An 18,010-nucleotide genomic window follows, 5' to 3' on the forward strand; every position below is an offset into this window, starting at 1 on the left:
ATAGAAGTATGAAACAACGATTGCATATTATGAACCACTCACTCACTCAGTCTTTTAATGATTTTTTATCGGCACAACTCAATGCTCAACAACAAAAAGCTGTTCTGCAAAAAAGCGGCGGCATTCTTGTTATTGCGGGTGCAGGATCGGGCAAAACAAGAATTATTACTTCACGGATTGCAAATCTTATTTTGAATGAAGATGTTCAACCAAAAAGCATTGTTGCCCTTACCTTTACCAACAAGGCCGCCGGTGAGATGAAAGAACGACTTGAGCGTTTTTTTCAGGGTCAGTATGCACTTCCATTTGTTGGAACTTTTCATTCCTATTGTTTGCTTTTGCTCAGATCAAATCCAACACTTCTGCCCTATGCACAATTTTCTATCCTTGATTCGGATGACCAGTTAGCACTGATCAATCGAATTGTGAAACAACATAACTTGGGTAAATTTGCAACAGCGTCACAACTGTGCGCCCAAATTTCCAACGTAAAAAATAAAGCATTTATGGGTATGAGCATTGAAGAATTTGCAACGCCTATGCTTCGTGAAGTTTATGCAACGTATGAAGAAGAAAAAGCACAAGCACACTGTTTCGACTTTGATGACTTGATTTTGCAAGTGCTCACGCTTTTTAAAAAGAATGATGAATTCAGAGCAAAATTTCAGCAACGAGTGCGTCACATTTTAGTCGATGAATACCAAGACACAAGTCATGTGCAACACCAGCTCCTCAAGTACATGGGACTTGATACTTCAAATAAATTTGCAGTCGATTCATTATGTGCAGTTGGTGATGAGGATCAATCAATTTACTCATGGCGCGGCGCAACGGTCACGAACATGCTCAAATTTGAAAACGACTTTGCACCGGTTACTATGATTAAAGTTGAGCAAAATTACCGGTCCGTTGAACCAATTTTACAAGTTGCCAACAGCGTTATTTCCAATAATCGACTCCGTAATCCAAAAAATTTATGGTCCGATAAACAGGCAAAAAATCGTATTATTGTTTTAAAATGCCGCTCATCTGAACAAGAAGCGGAAGCAATTGCGCTCTTTTTAAAGTCACTGCCCTCATCAACAACGCGAAGCGAAGTTGCGATCTTGTACCGCACTCATTTTCAATCGCGCTCAATTGAAGAAGCACTTATTCACCATGCGATTCCTTATAAAATAATTGGTGGTATCCGTTTTTATGAACGTAAAGAGATTAAAGACCTTTTGGCATATCTACGCTTGATTACCAACCCGTACGATAAAATCAGCCTATTGCGTGTTATCAATTGCCCAACACGTGGTCTTGGCAAAAAGTTTGAAGAAGATTTAATTAACACCTGGCAGCAACAACGCTTTCTTGACTTCAAGCAACTTCTTCCGATTATGACTGAGCACGAAACCGGGGTAAAGCGGGCCTCAATTCAAGAATTTATATCCTTCTTTCAAGATCTTGATAAAGATATGTTGCCCAACCAGGCACTCCAACACATCATCAATCGTACCGAATATTTGAATTATCTACGCACTTCGTTTGATGCAAAAGAGGCTGAAACAAAAATTGAAAACGTTAAAGAGTTGCTTCAGTCGGTCTGCTTGTATGAAAGCACCCGTAAAGACCCAGGACAGGCAACCCTTGAAAATTTCTTACATGAAGTAACGCTCCTTCAAGAACAAATTCATGATGAGGAAGATGGCGACCAAGTGCAGATGATGACGCTTCATGCCGCTAAAGGTCTTGAATTTAAAATTGTTTTGCTCTCAGGCCTTGATGAAGGAATTTTGCCAAGCTCTCGCTCACTCAATGCACCTGATGCGCTTGAAGAAGAACGACGACTCTTTTATGTGGGGATCACCCGTGCTCAAGAATATCTCTTGATGTTTTGTGCCAATTTTCGCAACACATTTGGACAAATTGTTGATCAAGTTCCTTCTCGCTTTGTCAGCGAAATGCCGAGTGGTTTGGTAATGCATGCCGATATTGAAAAAATGTACCCAAGCCAAATGTCACCCTTTTTCACGCGCCTTTTGGGCGGTGTACCAGTTGAAAGCAGTTTGGTTACTTTTAATCAAAGCCCTTCCCGGTCAAGCGCATCACGACCAAGCTCTACAAACAATAATAATTCAATCCAAAATCACACCAAAAATTATGGTACTCCTCGTTCAACATCAAATTTACAGCCTTACGGTTTTACATCCAGACCATCAACAAAACCTACATCTCGTTCATCAATAATGGGATCACGCCCAACGGGGACCGCACAATCGAATAAGACATCGCAAAGCAGTGCACCGGTGAGCGTACCGAGCTCTTCATTTTCAGGTGGAGGCTGGGCAAAGAACCAGACGGTGCAGCATGCGAAATTTGGAACCGGGATTATCGTGTTAGTTGAAAAAGCTGATGGCGATGACTATTACATCACCGCCTTGTTTAGAGCTGGTAAGAAGAAGATTCTTTCAAGCTTTTTGAGCAAGGGTTAGAAAAATCAAATCTTCACAAGCAGATACTATTTAAAAGCTTAGCAGGAATAATAGTACATCATATCCGTGTTCAGGCGTGGCTCTCCCAATCAAATTAATTTCTTGATTTGCCTAATATCTCGGAGTATATTCCGAAATATTTTTCATTTTTTTCCCATTTTCATCAACTTATAGGATTAACTTTTCTTTTGAATACCCCAAAGCTGCGCGGGAATTTCACCTTTTCTGCTTACAATATTGTGATAAGCACCTCTGCTAAAAAGGTATCGACAAACAGCATGATGCATATTAAAGCAAGCCCAGTGTAAAGGAGTCCAGCCCATATCATCTTGCGCATTAGGAAATGCTCGTGCATCGATTAATTCGATAATAACCTGCTCATGAGAGTTTTTTCCAAGCTCAAATCGATTATATGCAATAGCAAGATGAAGCGGCGTGCTGCCATGTCGATCACGCTCATTAACGTTTGCACCATAGGCAATAAGCAATTTAACCAGAGCAAGGTTACCCGTTATTACCGCCTCGTGAAGGGGAGTTCTGAGATGAGCACCCCTGATATCTACCGGTATTGCGTGGGATCTAAGATGTTCTAAAAAAAGTGTACTTATTTCTAATTTTTCTTGCTGAACAGCCATGTGCAAAGGGGTCTGTTCAAGCCTATCCCATACAAATGGCAATGCCCCCTTTCCGAGCAAAAGCTTGATAATTTCAACAAAACCATGCTCAACCGCACAATGCAGCGGTGTTCTGTAATCACTATTTTGGGCATTAACCATTGCGCCGTTACACACAAGAAGCTCAACCGTACTTAATAATTCACATTGAGAAAAACGAATAAGGCTATGGAGAGGTGTATCATGACACATAACATCACGCTCATTAATATCTCTGCCTGATGCCAAAGCATCAAGAATTTCTTGATGCATCAACTCAACTTGCGCCTGATTTGTTTCATCTTTATACATAATTATGTCTCGAAGAGGCCGCGAGACTGGAGGAAAAGAAGGAGCTAAAGCCTGCATAGCATTCACACTTCCATCAAAGCAGCTAATCCCCATAAGAACACTCAAGAATAAATTGAGCCTAATTTTCATAACCAAAACCCTTTTATAAACTGTATTTATTTTTCATATTAAAAATGACTGGGTGCTGAGTATAGAAAATCAGAAGGTCGTGTCAATTAAATCTAGCGATAATAGCGTTTGACAATAGAACCACAAGCTACTACATTAAGCTTCTTTATAGATTAAACAAAACCATCTAAGTTTTCAGCCTGAAAATATTTTTACTGCGAAAACCTGTATGAAAACATTAAAAAACTTTTGCTTATTACTTTTTTTTCTTATTCTTGGGAACAGCTTACTCAGAGCACAACCCAACAATATTAATCCTCAGATAACCACACCTTATGAGCAAGTATCCACAGCAACAGCTGAAAGCTCAGATTCATCAATAGCGCTCCTCAAGACGCTTCTTTCAATTTTGACTTGTGAGCTTATTGCGCTATCTGCTGATGAGCACAGTAAAATGATCCTCAATGAGCAATACAGTGGATACAATCTATTAAAAAACTTCGCCGATAATTATGGTTCATTACTTATTACTACCCTATGCCATGAGCTTGGACATGCACTAGCTGCAAAAGTAATTAATGGAGACCCAATCGATATTCACGTCGGGAGCAATACAAATTCAGGCAAGCCAATGCTCAGCATTGGAGGAATATCAGTTGATGGATTTGATCCACGCAAGGGTTATAGCTGCCATACAGCTCCTCAGGATAACCCAGCGCAGCTTAATGCAACACTTGACCAACTCGTGCAAGGAGCGAGAGATTTTCCTGCAAATAAATCAAGCCAGGAAAATCGAACTGCAAACATCCAAGAGCTTGTTAACCAGCTCAGAAGATCGCCCGCATTTCAAGATCTCAAAAAAAATATTGTACAAGTAAATCCAAAAAAACAGGCCGTTGTTTTACTTGCTGGCGGTATTGGTGGCATTATTGGCCGCTTTGCAACTAAAGCAATAAGCCACCTGTTAACACATCGTGACCAAATTGGAAGATTATCCTTTAAAAAATCGTTCAGTCGAGCAGCTGCGCACGCACTCAAGCCTGATCATATTTATATGAATCAATTGATGAATATGTTCGTCCCCTTTCATGTTGAAGGAGGAAAAAGTGATGCAACCAAGCTTTGGGAAGAATGTGTTGGTATTAATTCAGAGCTCATTCAAGCGGTTCAGAATATTGCTCCGGGTATTGAAATGGGCACAGAACTCTATCTTGCACATGCTCAAGCAATAAACCCAGATGCTGACTCAAGAACTAAAGCTCTTATTGCTCTTCTGAACTATCTTTCTGGCGGGCTTATACATGTGCATGTTTAAATCACTTCTTATAACGATCATCACCACATTTTTTACCCACAATGCTCAACCTCAAAGTGTACTGCCTGAAAAAACATCCGCAGGCTACACCTATCAAGAAATTATAACCGACTTACATAAACCTGAAATCCCAACCAAAACTACGGTCATTTATGCTCATGGATTTGGTGGTAACGGCCTCCTGGGCCATCTGCAGTACACCAAAGGAACAGAGCATCTTCTTGGCTATTTTTATCACAATCAAAAGTGTAATTTTAGTACATGGAATTTTTTATTTGATACAGAAAAACATAATATCATTTCATTTAATTTTCAGGATATTCTCATTAATCTTGGCATCTATGGCAGTATTCCCAACCCTTTCCTCACACATCTTGCGCAACGTGATGATATTGATCAACTTCTTAAAGCAATTAACAATGCCGCTAACCAAACGGTTATTGGCTTTGGCGTTTCACGTGGTGCTGCAACCTGGATCACAACGCTAGGGACCAAGCCGATTGCCAAAAAGGTTGGTTGCCTCGTTTTAGAATCGCCTTTTTCATCTATGAAGAATGTAATGCTTTTTCAGGTTATTCATTTTATTCTTGAAGCAATAAGACCATTATTTCCAAGTATAGATCCGGAACATCATGCTTCTATGATTATGAAGAATTTTTTTACAAGCTACCAGATGGACGGCATTCAACCAATTGATGCTATTGAAAATATCAGCAAAGATATCCCCATCTTATTAGTCCACTCAAAAGAAGATGCTATCATTCCAATTAACAACTCTCGGCATCTTTACAATAAACTTCGGGAGTCTGGACATACTAAGATATTTTTACTTGAGCTTGATCACGGAAAACATGCATCACTCCTTAAAGGACCTCAGGGACTTCTCTATGCTCGAGTTGTTCACGCTTTTTTTAAACATTGGAACATTCCATATGATCCAATTTTGGCAGCAGGAATAAATCTTGATGAATATCAACCAGCCATAAGCATGGTCCACAAAAACCTTCAAGATGAAGCGATCTCTTCAAAAATAAAACAAAATAAGAGTTCACTCTTTGAAGTGTGCTACTCTTTTTCATTTGATTCATGGCTTTAAATAAAAAAAGCAAAAACTATACACAAAATGGTTCAGTTAAATTTTCTTGATATTCATTCATTGTGAACGACATTGCTTCGTTAAATTCTTTGAACAAAGAGTTTACGCGCTCAAGCTCTTCAGGGGTATTGCGTGAATCCCAATCCCCTATTTTAAAAACCAGATGGCAGGCAAGCGCTTGCCCCTTGTAATTGAGCATGCCACCCTGAGCGATCAGCTTTTTCATAGGAGTTGTGCGCGAAATAACAATATCTTTGCCCATTTCATAACCAGTAGGCAGTTGGACTCCATTTCCAGGAATAATGAAAAGCCCTTCATCAATATTCACCAACTCATAATGCCGCTGCTGAATGCGCGGGTTAGTAGGGATATACGGACCTTTCCATTTTTCAGGATACGCAAGATTAAGGCAGCCAATTTCTGATCCAACAAATTTTTCCACCGTCAAAAAATCGATTGAACAACGCTCGCATGAAATATTAAGAATGTTGCAATGCGAATCAATTTTTTTAAAAATTTTTGCCATTTTTTGTAAATCTTCACTCATCACGGAAGCGATAAAATAGGGCTTGTTATTGGCAACCCTAAAAATAAAAATTGCAGCTAAAACAAGCAACATTGTTGAGCTAAACATAGTAAAATATTTTTTTAAAAAACTCTTTGCGGGCGCAACATGCCTATCAACTTGCGCATCGAGTGTTCTGATTACATCATCAATTTTCTTCATTATATCCCCTTCTCCCAGTAAAAAATCGCCCCCCTCACACCGTTTACTCTACATAAAGTGATCAGTGAAAATAAATGAATCAATAAAAAAAGGTGCTATTCATTATGAATAACACCCCATGCTATTTGTTGAGATTAATTGAAACAACTGATTTATACGTTACTTTAACCCTAAAATACTCGCCACTTTTATCGCAAGATCCTGAGGCAATTGCGCAAAATCAAGCGCACCATTACCGTGACAAACACGCGAAAGTTGCTCAAGATCCCCATACTCATTAACAACTCTTCTGGGTGTTGCTTTAAACACTCTCAAAACTTGTATAAACTCACTCATACTAATCGTCTTTAGATGCAACGCACTAAAAAGATCATGCAGATCTTCAAGCTCTTGCATTGCCAAGATCGTGCATATGCAACCGATTTCTATATTCTGAATTTGGTTCATCTCTAAAAGATCTGCAATAACGTTATGATTCCCCTGCCTGAGGGCATACTCCAGCGCTGCACCATTATACACATCGATATAATCCTGTGCAGTTGCATGAAGGGGCATGTATTGAGGCATAGCTGATTCAACTGGTACAGATAAAGTAAGAATAACAACTAAACAACAGAGTGAAAAAAAATATTTCATTAAAAAAACCTTCTAAATAGGTATACAAACAGCTCTTCGTCTTGCTTAAAAATGCAATTTAAAAAATAGATGCTTTCTGATTATTCATGTTCATTCGGTAAATCCGATACAATAATCGTAAACGGAATTCGAATAATTGGGTTTTGTCTCTCTGGACTAATACCGCAATTCTCAAGGGCATTCATATATATTTCATATTGCTCAGGTGCTATGCCCTCATTTGTCATAATAATAGACTCATCCTGACAATTAGGTCCGTGACAAAAACATTTTTGGACAGATTTGAACTGATTGAGCAATCCTACTAAAAAATCTATATCCCACGTTCCATTGAGAACTTGCTCTATGCAAGTACCAAGCGTGTTATAATCATTTTGTCGTGCTAAATCTGCAAGCGTTGCACCTTTTGGTGTCATTTGACGTAGATCTGCGCCACGCTTAACAAGCGTTACAATAGACGCGTGCTGACCATATGCTACAGCGCATACGAGGGGTGTATGTTTGCTACGGTCAAGGTCATCAACGGCACAACCATTATCAAGAAAAAACTCTAATACTTTTGTATAACCATGCTTTGCAGCATGATGAGCTCCTGTTTTTGCATCAGAATATCGGTATGTTGCATTAATAGAAGAGCCTTGAGCAAAAATGTGTTCTAAGATTTTTTCTTCATTATTTGATTGCTCCCACATCTGCCGTGGAACTACTTCAATACCCACTGCATATGAACTGTGAGCAATCATAACTAATCCAAATAAACTCATTAAACCAATTTGCTTAAACATAAACTCTCCTTAAAAAAGATGTAGTAACTAGACGTGGAAAGTTTATGGTAAAAGATGCCGCATATCAAGAACAATATATCGACCTAGACGAGTATCCCAAGCAATAAATTATTGAATGAGAACTAGAGAATTATGATTTACTGGATACCTCGATTGGCTAAAAGTTATCTCACCGCTCGTGGTGAGTGTTTTTTGAGGCTCTACCGAACAAAATGTATCGAACCATCAAAGCAATTCCTTAATTCGTTTTATTTCCTGATTTTTTTTCGCGTTCTTCAATAGCCATTATCATAGCAATAACATTCGCCATTCCTTCTGGAGAAGGTTCACCGTCTGCCTGTATTCGTGTAATATTCCCGGTAGTTTTCTGATATGTTTCCACAGACATGAACAGGAGCTTAGCATCAAACTCATGCTTGGTGATTTTTTTTCTACTCAGATCAGAAAATAATTCTGCCAATGGTTGGTTCTTACAGATAATGCACCAGTCCGCAAGCGCTTCTCCTGATCTTGTAAGACAGGAAAAGTCGATACTCTCTTGATTTATAAGAATAAACAGTGAGCGACCGCAATCTTTTGGGTACGCTTCAATTGCATAATGAATGGGATAGAATCTCTTTTTATTGGGTAGATTTATATTTGCACCATATTTAATTAAATGCTCAATCACTCTTTGAGAACATTCTTTTATTGCATAGTGCAGCGGTGTTTCTCCCTCTCGATTCCAAATATCAATAGCTGCTCCGAGTTCACAGAGTTTTACTATTGTTTTTTCAAATCCACGTTTTGCTGCATAATGAAGGGCCGAACTTGAGTCAAAGTATCTAAAATTTGGATTAAAATTTGTATACGTTTCTATGCACTCAACAATTTTTTCATCAACAACCGATTGCCACATTTGCTCAGGAATAAACTCTTCTGGGGGCATCGCAGCACTCAATGTTCCGGTTGATGCCACAAGCAAAAAGAATATATAAAACTTTCGTATCACTAACATCGAATCTCCTTAAAAAATAAATTAACTATCGGCAAATCGTTTATGATAAAAGATGCTTTACATCCAGAACAATATACCGACCTAGACGAGTATCCCAACTAATAAAAACAGTTTTGTCATCAATCCATTTTTGATCAAAAACAAACGAAACATCTGTCAAATATTTACCTTCAAGCATTTTATTAATTTTGAATTTTCCCAAAGAACATGGATACCAGATATTCTCTTGATAATTTTTTGCTGTCCAAATATATGCATAATCTTCCTGTGACCACATAAGTGGATGATCTGAAAAATGAATCCACCAGGCGCAATGCTGCGGATCATCTGAAATAAAACGAAAGCCACCGTCAATGGGTTCAAGTCTGCTTACAACATCACGAGCTCTGTAGGGCCCATTGCAACTAAACGTTCCTTGCTCTGCAAGTGTAGCCATTAGTTCATGCGCAACAACAACAGAAATATCGTTTAAATAAGTCTGAAAGATACTCTGAATATCTGAAACAAAGGGCGAACCAAAAACCACAAAGCGTGTTTGAGGCACAAAAGCATGTTGTGCAAAAAATTGATCAAAGCGCTTTTTATACTCAGCACGAATAGCTGCTCCATCATAAAGTTGTGCACGATTAAGAATAATACCTTTGACCATGAAGAATGAAAGTATTACCAATAAAAATTGGGCATACTTTTTTGTTGCTTGTTTTTGATACAACAAAAAGCAAGATCCCACCATGAGCAAGACAATTACTGGATAAATCGTATTTAAGTAGCGTGGACATGGATAAGCCATTGCTGCAGGCCAACTCATCAGAACAATACCAATCAATAAAAATAAAAATATTTTTAGATGCTCGCGATACGCGTACAGAACAAGTAAGCTCACAAAAATAAAAGCTACAAGTGCTATACTCAGGATAATTGGATCTGACAGATCGATCATCAGCACACTGCTTAACCAAAGACGTCCAAGTTGTAATATTTTGATGCCACCATACACAAGAGAATCAAAAAATGAGCTTGGTGCTTGTAAAGCAGAGCCGGAAAGCGCTCTAGTTTGCACTCCAGGTGCAGTTGCATGAGCATATGGCTCAACTTTATGCACTAAGTTGGCAAGAAACGGAAATCGCAAAAGAATGTTATTGAAGGTCCGTCCAAGCGTTCCAAAACCAAAAGCCCACCAACGCATAGACCAATACACAGCATCGACTGCAAAGAAAATCCAGGTTGCTTTGAACGCAGCAACAATCCGTTTCCAAAAACTTTCAGATACTTGTGGAAGAAAAAATAATGCACCGAGAAAAAACCAAACTGGAAGTGCAACAACATTTTCGCGCGCAAGCAATGAGAAGAAGAACATCAAGCCGGCGAGCCACCGTCGTTTCCACCAAATAAACGTAAGTAATAAAAAAAGCGTGCACAGCGTATTTTGCGCGGTAGCAATCCAGGTAAGCCATGAAACGTCTGGGTAAAACGCAAACAGTAGCCCTGAAAAAAATGCAAGCCAAACAGGCAAAGCCCACAGCCCAATAACGTAAACAAGCACCGCGTTACAAGCATGCAATCCAACATGAACTAAGTAATAACCATAAGCCCAGTCACTAAAAAAATAGTATTCAATCGTAAAAAGAACATGCTGAAGTGGCCTCAAAAAACCTGAAATTAAATTGGGCTTGGAACGATGATAATTCACCGGACAGATAAAATCTCGTGCATCGGTAGACAGCACCCTGATAAAATCATCCCACGACCGAATTATGCCATTGATGATGGTCCCTAAATCATCCTCTCGGAACCAGATGGTATCAACTGCCGTTGCAAATACAATGAAAACAATCGCAAACAAAAGTACCCCATAAAACCCTGAATGAATACGAAGGTTAGACTGATCCTCACCTTGCACAGCAACTGGCGGTACAAGATGCGCATACTGAATAGATGGAATAAACACTACTCCTCCAATTGTTCAACAACCTTTTTCACCAACTCAATATCCTTTTTGGCAACAATCAAAAGCGTGTCATCGGTCTCCACCAAGCAGATATCACTCACACCAACGCAAGCAACAATTTTTTTTGAAGAGCAGATAATGTTATTGAGCGAGTCAACCGTGATAACTCGAGAGCTTTTAGAACTTCCATAGCGCTGCTCAAGCTCCAAAAATGTTTGCATATTGCCAACATCGTGCCATGCAGAAGTCCATGGAAAAACAATAACATTCTTACTTTTTTCAAGGACAGCAACGTCAAGAGAAATTGAGGCAATTTTTTCATAGGCAGTAGCAATGTCTTGCTCAAGCATCAACGCATGGTAAAGGTCAGGCGCATGCTGCTCATATTCCTGCAAAAAAGAAGAAAGCTTGCCCATAATAATACCCATATTCCAAAAATAATTTCCTTGATCAAGATACACTTGTGCTGTTTTTTGATCGGGCTTTTCATGAAACTTGGTAACTTTGACAAAACCTGATTTTACTTGTTGCTCGCCCTGAATATAGCCATATCCTGTTGCAGAAAATGTTGGTTGAGCTCCAAAAATTGCAAGGCTCTCTTGATCGGCAATGATATCAAGTGCATTGAGGCATTCGGTTAGGAATTTACCCGTATCGGGAATAAAATGATCCGAAGGAAGAACAACAACAAGCGCATCATCTTCTAGCTCTGCTAAATATGCCAAAACCGCCATAAGCGCTGGCGCGGTATTGCGCGATGCAGGCTCTGCAAAAACAGCGCCAACAGAATCACCAACCACCTGCATAACTGCATCTTCGTATCGCTCATGTGTTACTACAATAATATCTTCGGGTCCTTGCGTAAGCGGTGTAATACGATCAACGGTCTGCTCAAGGAGCGAAGTCTCATTTAAAAATGGGATAAGCTGCTTTGGTCTGTCCGGACTACTCAGAGGCCAAAGGCGTGCACCACTGCCTCCAGCAAGAATAACAAAATAGGTCTTTAATTTTTTAATCATGATGTCTCAATAGTTTTTAATTACGTGATTCTTTGTTTTGCTGTTCAATACGCTCAACAATTTTTTTTACAAGTTCTACATCTTTTTGCGCAACAATAAGCAGTTCTTTTTCGGTCTCAACAATACACAGGTCATGAACGCCAACACATGCAACCGTTTTTTTAGAAGAAACTAAATTATTAGAAGCATTAACGCTTATAACATTTGAGGCATCTTCAGGGGCATACCGTTGATGTAATTCCAAAAACAAATGAATATTTCCTACGTCATACCATTCATGAGCCCACGGCAACACCACAATATTTTTACATTTCTCAAGCATCGCAACATCAATAGAGACAGGAGCAATCTGTTCATATGCAGCATGCATGTCTGTCGCGTGCATGATCGTTTCAAAAAGTTCTGGGGCATGCGCTTTAAATTCTTGTATAAATGTTGAAACCTTGCCAACAACAATCCCCATGTTCCAGAAATAATTTCCTGCTTCTAGATATTTTTGAGCTGCCGTTTGATTTGGCTTTTCATGAAACTGTTGAACCTTAAAACATCCAGGATTTATTTGATCTCCAGCTTGAATATAACCATATCCAGTTGCAGGATATGTTGGATAAACTCCCAAAATAGCAAGTGATTGCTGTTGCACTGCGGCATCAACTGCTTGTTCAAGTAATGTAAGAAATTGAGCTTGATGAGGAATAAAATGATCAGCCCAAAGAACTACAATAACTGGGTCTTGATCGTTTTGGGAAAGATTTTTTAGTGCTTGCAACAATGCTGGTCCAGTATTACGCGATATCGGTTCTGTAACAATCGATCCCGTCAGTTCTCCAACATCCCGTACAATATCATCACGATATCGCTCAAGGGTAACGACCATAACATCTTGAGGACTTTTTATTATGGGTGCTAGGCGCTGAATAGTTTGCTTAAGCAATGACGCAGAGCCCAGAAACGGAATAAACTGTTTAGGCTTCTCCGGACTACTCAGTGGCCACAAGCGATAGCCTCCACCACCGGCGAAAACAACATATTTAATTGGTTGATTTTTAAGCGAAGAATCTGCATTCAACGAGCATGTGTTAATAAATACGATACAGAGTAAAGCAGATGCAATAATATTATGTATTAAAATCTTCATACCACTCTCCTCTTTTTTAGTTCAAGATTTTTCACTAGAAGAAGCAAGGCGCCCTTGTGCTTTAGTCGTCAAAGCCCAGATTCCAAGTGATGCAAGCACTATCAAAACAAATTCGAATAACATACGAAAACGAGCGCAGCCATCATGGCCAGTAATCAATGAAAAGTAAGCCAAATAAGTGGTAAATAACCAAAGTAAATTCCAACGATGATTCTTTATCAACCAAAGCATGCCAATAAAACACAAAAGTAATCGCAGTAATGACCAAAATATTTCCAAGTAGCCAACCACCACAACCCAGCTTTGAGTTACACCCGATGTAATATAAGCATGTACACGCTGCGCAACAGAACCCTTGGTCTTGAAATAAGAAACATCACCACCATGTACAGAGGGCTCGACCAAAACTTTAAGATTGGTTGTAAATAAACCAAGCCAGGTTTTAGAAACATTTTTAAGCCACACACCGATAAAAAGACGCGGTGCATGGCATAGCTCAAGAATAAATTTTTTATGAACATCCAATTCGGAAAGTGTGCGCAACTGTTCGCGCTCAAAATTTTGGTCGGTCCCATTTTTATGCGCAAGAACATTGGGAAAGAACCAGTAAAAAGTATTTTCGTGATCAAGCGCACTCACGTACCACCGCCCAAACGTTACTTTGTTATGGAGCATGTAGCCAGCAATCGGAAGATAAAATGCAGCACACCAGAGGGCCGTAATTCCAAAAAACTTTTTGAATGATTTATTTTTTCCAACCAAAAATAAAGGGAGTAAAAGAGGCCAGAAGTAAAATGCCGCCGGCTTGATGAGTACGGAAATGCCTAAAATGAAACCTGCTTGAACAAGAATAATTAAACGCTGAGTACCAAGATAGGTAACAAAGCGATGAAAAAAAAGCACAAGAAAAAAGGTCAGCCACAGTTCAGCAAGTAAAAATTGAGCAAATATCAAAAAGCCAAGGTTCACCGTTGCCAATAAATAAGCAATCACGCCAACCGTATTGTTGGCAATTTTTCGTCCAATATCAAAAAGAAGTAACGCTATGATGAGTGCAAGCAAAACTTGAATAATAATTACCCAAGTATAAATCAATCCAAAGAGCTTAAATAGAAGCGCGAGAATCAACGCATAGCCTAATGTATAATATGGATACCGTGCGGCATCTGGCCATGCAAAGCTGTTGTTCTGAACAAACAATTGCGCGTTAGCAAGATAAGCCTTTGAGTCAACATCTTGGTGTGGATCAGCACCGGCAACATGCTGATATAAAAAAAGCGATGCACTACAAAAAAATAGTGCACCTACAATGATCCAAAAAAAAATAATACTCTTCTTCATCGCACAGCCCAAAGATTTTGTAATACCCATTGCTGGACCGCAGAGCTTGCCTGGCTATTTTTGTATGCCTTACCAAGATTTAAAACAGCTGGCAAAAAGAGGTCCTGTTTTTTTTGCATACTTAACTGCTTAAAATATGGAGGAAAAAATTCGCCATTGGTGAACCACTGCATCGTTGGAGCCGCAAAGCCGACTTTGGGTCTATTAACAATCACATCGGGCAAGATGCCTTGAGCAATTTTTTTGAGCAGATATTTTAGGGTATTATTTTTAAATTTGAGGCTCGCTGGAACATGATACATAAATTCAACCAGCTTATAATCAAGAAAAGGCTCCCTCGCTTCAACACTTGCAGCCATCGACATTTTATCCGCACGCATGAGCAATAATTCCGGCAGCCGCTGTTTAAGCTCCAAATAGAACATGCTCTTGCAAAAATCTGCCCCTGGGTCGAGTGCATACAAACGAGCAAGATGATGATCAACAATAGAAAATGCATCATATGTTTGGCGTAAGTGCGGATATATCTTTGCAACGACATCATCGTGCTCAGATTTAAACCGTAATGATGCGGCATCTTTGACTATGGCGCGTTTTTGCTCTTCATTAAACCCAATTGCACCACCCCAAAAAAGAGGTCGCTGCGATGCCCAATTGGTGAGTAACTCACGGCGAGCAAGATTTGGTATAAATGGCCTGCCAACCGAGCCAAGAATTTTTCTTAAAAATTGAGGGATAAATGATTGCGTTGGTTTCCAAAAAAGATCGTAAACCTTTTTGTATTGTGCATAAACTGGATACCCAAAAAAGAGCTCATCAGCCCCTTCGCCAACTTGAGCAACCGTTACTCCTGATTCTTTTGCTAACTTGGAAACATAATAAAATGGAATACAAACACTATCTGCAAGGGGCTCATCCAAGTGGTAAACCATCTTTTCATAAAAATCAAAAGCCTCTTTTTCAGAAATTATTATTTCGTGATGCTGCGTTCCAAAGCGTTGCGCAATAATGCGAGCCCATTTAAGTTCATTATTTTCATCGCCCTGGAAAGCAACCGTAAATGTTTTAACACGGTCAACAAATTGAGACATAAAAGCAACATTGAGACTGGAGTCGATACCTCCGGAGAGAAACGCACCAAATGGAACATCCGATACCATGCGCTTTTGTGTTGCATTAATCAGAAGCTGCTGAATGCGATCAAGACAAAAAGATTCATCGGAAAACTCTTTACGCTCACGTGAAGTTATTGACGTAACAGGCGAATACCATTCATTGTAATAAATATTGCGATGAATATCGACCCGAGCAAAAAAGCCTGCGGGCAACTTGTAAACGTTTTTATAAATAGTGTACGGAGCTGGGGCAACCATAAAAGTAAGATAATGATACATTGCAAGCGAGCAAAGCTCTTTGTTCATCCACGGCAACTCCCAAAGCGCTTTAATTTCTGAAGCAAAACTGAGAACTCCTCCTTGGAGCGAGAAGTAAAGAGGCTTAACGCCAATACGATCACGTACCAAAAAAAGTTCTTGCTTACGCAAGTCGTACAATGCAAATGCAAACATTCCATCAAGCTTGTAGAGAACGTCTATTCCCCACTCTTTATAGCCATTGATGATTGTTTCAGTATCAGAATTTGAAAAAAAAGAATGACCGGCGTTCTCGAGCTCACGACGCAATCCTTGGTAGTTGTAAATTTCTCCATTAAAAACAACAATCACCGACTGGTCACGATCCATCATAGGTTGGCGACCAGCGTCTGAAAGATCAATAATTTTGAGTCGGCTAAAGGCCAGGCCAAGGCCGTGAATATCCGATTTCCAAATCTCATGATCATCTGGACCACGATGAACCAATTGTTGCTGCATTAGCCCAAGAAGCCGTTCATCAAGATTAAAACCTTGTTGCCCCATATTTAAAAAGCCCGCAATTCCGCACATGAGCAAACTCCAAAAAAAAGAGCCTAGAGCATAAACGTTGATTCTACCGGCTTATCATGCCTTAAAGGCATTTTTTGTTCTTGATCAATAACTTTTTCAACCGCTGCCATAGCAGAAAGCGCTGCAACATCCATGTTATTATAACGATGCATGCCATTTCGCCCCATGAGCTGCAAGTTTTCAAATTTTGCCAAGTAATCCAAAACTTTTGAAAGATACTCTTTGTATCGTTCATTATAAACCGGATAAGCCTCAGCGGTACGCATTACCATGCCGTCGGTAATTGCAGTTGATTTTACAAGGCCAATTTTTTCAAGCTCACTTTTGCCAATTTCAATGAGTTCATAGTCCGATTTAAACCAGAATGGTTCATCAACAAAAGCAAAATACTCCAAGCTCAATGCAGTAAGCGATGGATCATCAACCATCTTAATTGAGAAGTTATTCATGTTGCCAATCCGCCCCATGCGTACCTCTTTTTCATGAATATAGAGCCAATGATCAGGGCAAACTTGAGCTTTTTTAACAACCAAATTAACAGTAATAAGACCTCGATACATAAGCGCTTTTGCGGCATGGGCAATATCCGGATGCGGCAATGGGTCCATTGCAAGAATGAGTGATCGCAAAGGCATGGTTGAGAAAAAGTAGTCGGCTTCGTGGTAGTGCAACTTTTGAGAACCACCTTCACGAGCAAGACTACGTTTGACCGTTGCAATACGCAGAATTTTTTTATGATCATGCTCAACTCGCACAACATCCTGGTCAAGTTGAAGCGAGCCACTTTCATGAGCCACTACCTTTTGTGCCACTTTTTCCCAAAGCGTTCCAGCTCCTTTTGATGGATAGTAAAAAGTGTCACTAATCGTTCGTGGTGCATTTTTTTTGAACCAGCGACCAAAGAATGCGTAAAAAATTGCCTTTGAAAGCGAGAAACCTTTGATACGTTGCGCCGCCCAATCGGCAGAGATAGTATTACAAGCAATGCCCCATACTTTTTCAGTATATGTTTTGAAGAAGATACTGAAAAGGCGGTAGCCAAATTTATTGGTTACCCAATCTTGGAATGAACGGATTTCAGTAATCGGAAATACACGATACCACAGATAACTTAGAATACTGCGCAAGCACTCAAATGGATTAAGACCAGTAATAACATTAAGCGGCTCAAGAGGATAATTAAAAAAATGTTTTTTATAAAAAATTCGGGTGTAACGTTTATGCTTGATAAAATCACCCTGCATTAAATCTTCCCACCACTGCTGAATTTTTGGTGAGTCGGTAATAAAGTGATGCGGGCCGATGTCGTATTTACACCCTTTGTAGGTTGTTGTTTTTGCAAGCCCACCAACAACATGGTCACGCTCTAAAACTGTAACTGCAAAATTTTCCGTTTTTAAAAGCTCAACACCTGCGGTTAACCCTGCAGGTCCAGCACCTATGATCACTGCATGTTTTTTCATTATCCTACTCTCTTTCATGTTTATGTTCAGAACAACTCCTTAAAATTGCATC

Annotated in this window: 14 protein-coding genes; 3 read left to right on the plus strand and 11 right to left on the minus strand. The window is 39.5% G+C overall.

Going from position 1 to position 18,010, the window contains the following annotated elements; translation table 11 throughout:
• The first annotated feature begins 8 nt into the window (after window positions 1-8).
• On the plus strand, window positions 9-2,477 hold the full coding sequence (locus JST56_02265; protein MBS1987794.1) for a UvrD-helicase domain-containing protein: 2,469 nt from the start codon (window positions 9-11) through the stop codon (window positions 2,475-2,477).
• A gap of 176 nt (window positions 2,478-2,653) precedes the next feature.
• Here JST56_02265 and JST56_02270 read toward each other — a convergent pair whose 3' ends face one another.
• Window positions 2,654-3,571, minus strand: coding sequence for an ankyrin repeat domain-containing protein (locus JST56_02270; GenBank protein MBS1987795.1), 918 nt, complete (start codon window positions 3,569-3,571; stop codon window positions 2,654-2,656).
• A 208-nt stretch (window positions 3,572-3,779) separates the two neighbouring features.
• Between JST56_02270 and JST56_02275 the strand changes: the two genes are divergently transcribed.
• Both JST56_02275 and JST56_02280 read left to right on the plus strand, forming a co-directional pair.
• Window positions 3,780-4,865, plus strand: coding sequence for a hypothetical protein (locus JST56_02275; protein ID MBS1987796.1), 1,086 nt, complete (start codon window positions 3,780-3,782; stop codon window positions 4,863-4,865).
• Window positions 4,852-5,961 carry an alpha/beta hydrolase gene (locus JST56_02280; protein MBS1987797.1) on the plus strand — a complete coding sequence of 370 codons (1,110 nt, stop codon included), beginning with the start codon at window positions 4,852-4,854 and terminating at the stop codon, window positions 5,959-5,961. Before JST56_02275 ends, JST56_02280 begins: the two co-directional genes overlap by 14 nt.
• 16 nt (window positions 5,962-5,977) lie before the next feature.
• Here JST56_02280 and JST56_02285 read toward each other — a convergent pair whose 3' ends face one another.
• The 10 genes from JST56_02285 to JST56_02330 form a co-directional block, all read right to left on the minus strand.
• Window positions 5,978-6,688 (minus strand): hypothetical protein, encoded by a 711-nt coding sequence (locus tag JST56_02285; protein ID MBS1987798.1) that lies wholly within the window; start codon window positions 6,686-6,688, stop codon window positions 5,978-5,980.
• Between the two features lie 159 nt (window positions 6,689-6,847).
• A complete protein-coding gene (locus tag JST56_02290) occupies window positions 6,848-7,324 on the minus strand; it encodes a hypothetical protein (protein MBS1987799.1) in 477 nt (158 codons plus the stop codon).
• A gap of 80 nt (window positions 7,325-7,404) precedes the next feature.
• Complete coding sequence (locus tag JST56_02295; GenBank protein MBS1987800.1) at window positions 7,405-8,109, minus strand: ankyrin repeat domain-containing protein; 705 nt, start codon at window positions 8,107-8,109, stop codon at window positions 7,405-7,407.
• Window positions 8,110-8,347: 238 nt separating this feature from the next.
• Window positions 8,348-9,106, minus strand: coding sequence for an ankyrin repeat domain-containing protein (locus JST56_02300; protein MBS1987801.1), 759 nt, complete (start codon window positions 9,104-9,106; stop codon window positions 8,348-8,350).
• Between the two features lie 40 nt (window positions 9,107-9,146).
• Window positions 9,147-11,054, minus strand: coding sequence for a hypothetical protein (locus JST56_02305; protein MBS1987802.1), 1,908 nt, complete (start codon window positions 11,052-11,054; stop codon window positions 9,147-9,149).
• On the minus strand, window positions 11,054-12,073 hold the full coding sequence (locus tag JST56_02310; GenBank protein MBS1987803.1) for a mannose-1-phosphate guanylyltransferase: 1,020 nt from the start codon (window positions 12,071-12,073) through the stop codon (window positions 11,054-11,056). The genes JST56_02305 and JST56_02310 overlap by 1 nt, the downstream gene beginning before the upstream one ends.
• 16 nt (window positions 12,074-12,089) lie before the next feature.
• On the minus strand, window positions 12,090-13,211 hold the full coding sequence (locus tag JST56_02315) for a mannose-1-phosphate guanylyltransferase (protein MBS1987804.1): 1,122 nt from the start codon (window positions 13,209-13,211) through the stop codon (window positions 12,090-12,092).
• Between the two features lie 21 nt (window positions 13,212-13,232).
• Window positions 13,233-14,552, minus strand: a complete 1,320-nt coding sequence (locus tag JST56_02320; protein ID MBS1987805.1) for a glycosyltransferase family 39 protein — start codon at window positions 14,550-14,552, stop codon at window positions 13,233-13,235.
• On the minus strand, window positions 14,549-16,495 hold the full coding sequence (gene asnB / locus JST56_02325) for an asparagine synthase (glutamine-hydrolyzing) (GenBank protein MBS1987806.1): 1,947 nt from the start codon (window positions 16,493-16,495) through the stop codon (window positions 14,549-14,551). Before asnB ends, JST56_02320 begins: the two co-directional genes overlap by 4 nt.
• A 23-nt stretch (window positions 16,496-16,518) precedes the next feature.
• The gene (locus tag JST56_02330; protein MBS1987807.1) at window positions 16,519-17,958 is read right to left on the minus strand and encodes an NAD(P)-binding protein; all 1,440 of its coding nucleotides are present in this window, start codon (window positions 17,956-17,958) and stop codon (window positions 16,519-16,521) included.
• Window positions 17,959-18,010 lie beyond the last annotated feature (52 nt).

The organism is Candidatus Dependentiae bacterium (assembly GCA_018266175.1).
Classification (GTDB): domain Bacteria; phylum Babelota; class Babeliae; order Babelales; family RVW-14; genus JAFEAY01.

What these genes read in the sequence shown, in the direction of transcription:
- JST56_02265 (MBS1987794.1), top strand. Translation starts at nt 9, where the DNA reads ATGAAACAACGATTGCATATTATGAACCACTCACTCACTCAGTCTTTT.
- JST56_02270 (MBS1987795.1), bottom strand. Translation starts at nt 3,571, where the DNA reads ATGAAAATTAGGCTCAATTTATTCTTGAGTGTTCTTATGGGGATTAGC.
- JST56_02275 (MBS1987796.1), top strand. Translation starts at nt 3,780, where the DNA reads ATGAAAACATTAAAAAACTTTTGCTTATTACTTTTTTTTCTTATTCTT.
- JST56_02280 (MBS1987797.1), top strand. Translation starts at nt 4,852, where the DNA reads ATGTGCATGTTTAAATCACTTCTTATAACGATCATCACCACATTTTTT.
- JST56_02285 (MBS1987798.1), bottom strand. Translation starts at nt 6,688, where the DNA reads ATGAAGAAAATTGATGATGTAATCAGAACACTCGATGCGCAAGTTGAT.
- JST56_02290 (MBS1987799.1), bottom strand. Translation starts at nt 7,324, where the DNA reads ATGAAATATTTTTTTTCACTCTGTTGTTTAGTTGTTATTCTTACTTTA.
- JST56_02295 (MBS1987800.1), bottom strand. Translation starts at nt 8,109, where the DNA reads ATGTTTAAGCAAATTGGTTTAATGAGTTTATTTGGATTAGTTATGATT.
- JST56_02300 (MBS1987801.1), bottom strand. Translation starts at nt 9,106, where the DNA reads ATGTTAGTGATACGAAAGTTTTATATATTCTTTTTGCTTGTGGCATCA.
- JST56_02310 (MBS1987803.1), bottom strand. Translation starts at nt 12,073, where the DNA reads ATGATTAAAAAATTAAAGACCTATTTTGTTATTCTTGCTGGAGGCAGT.
- JST56_02315 (MBS1987804.1), bottom strand. Translation starts at nt 13,211, where the DNA reads ATGAAGATTTTAATACATAATATTATTGCATCTGCTTTACTCTGTATC.
- JST56_02320 (MBS1987805.1), bottom strand. Translation starts at nt 14,552, where the DNA reads ATGAAGAAGAGTATTATTTTTTTTTGGATCATTGTAGGTGCACTATTT.
- asnB (MBS1987806.1), bottom strand. Translation starts at nt 16,495, where the DNA reads ATGTGCGGAATTGCGGGCTTTTTAAATATGGGGCAACAAGGTTTTAAT.
- JST56_02330 (MBS1987807.1), bottom strand. Translation starts at nt 17,958, where the DNA reads ATGAAAAAACATGCAGTGATCATAGGTGCTGGACCTGCAGGGTTAACC.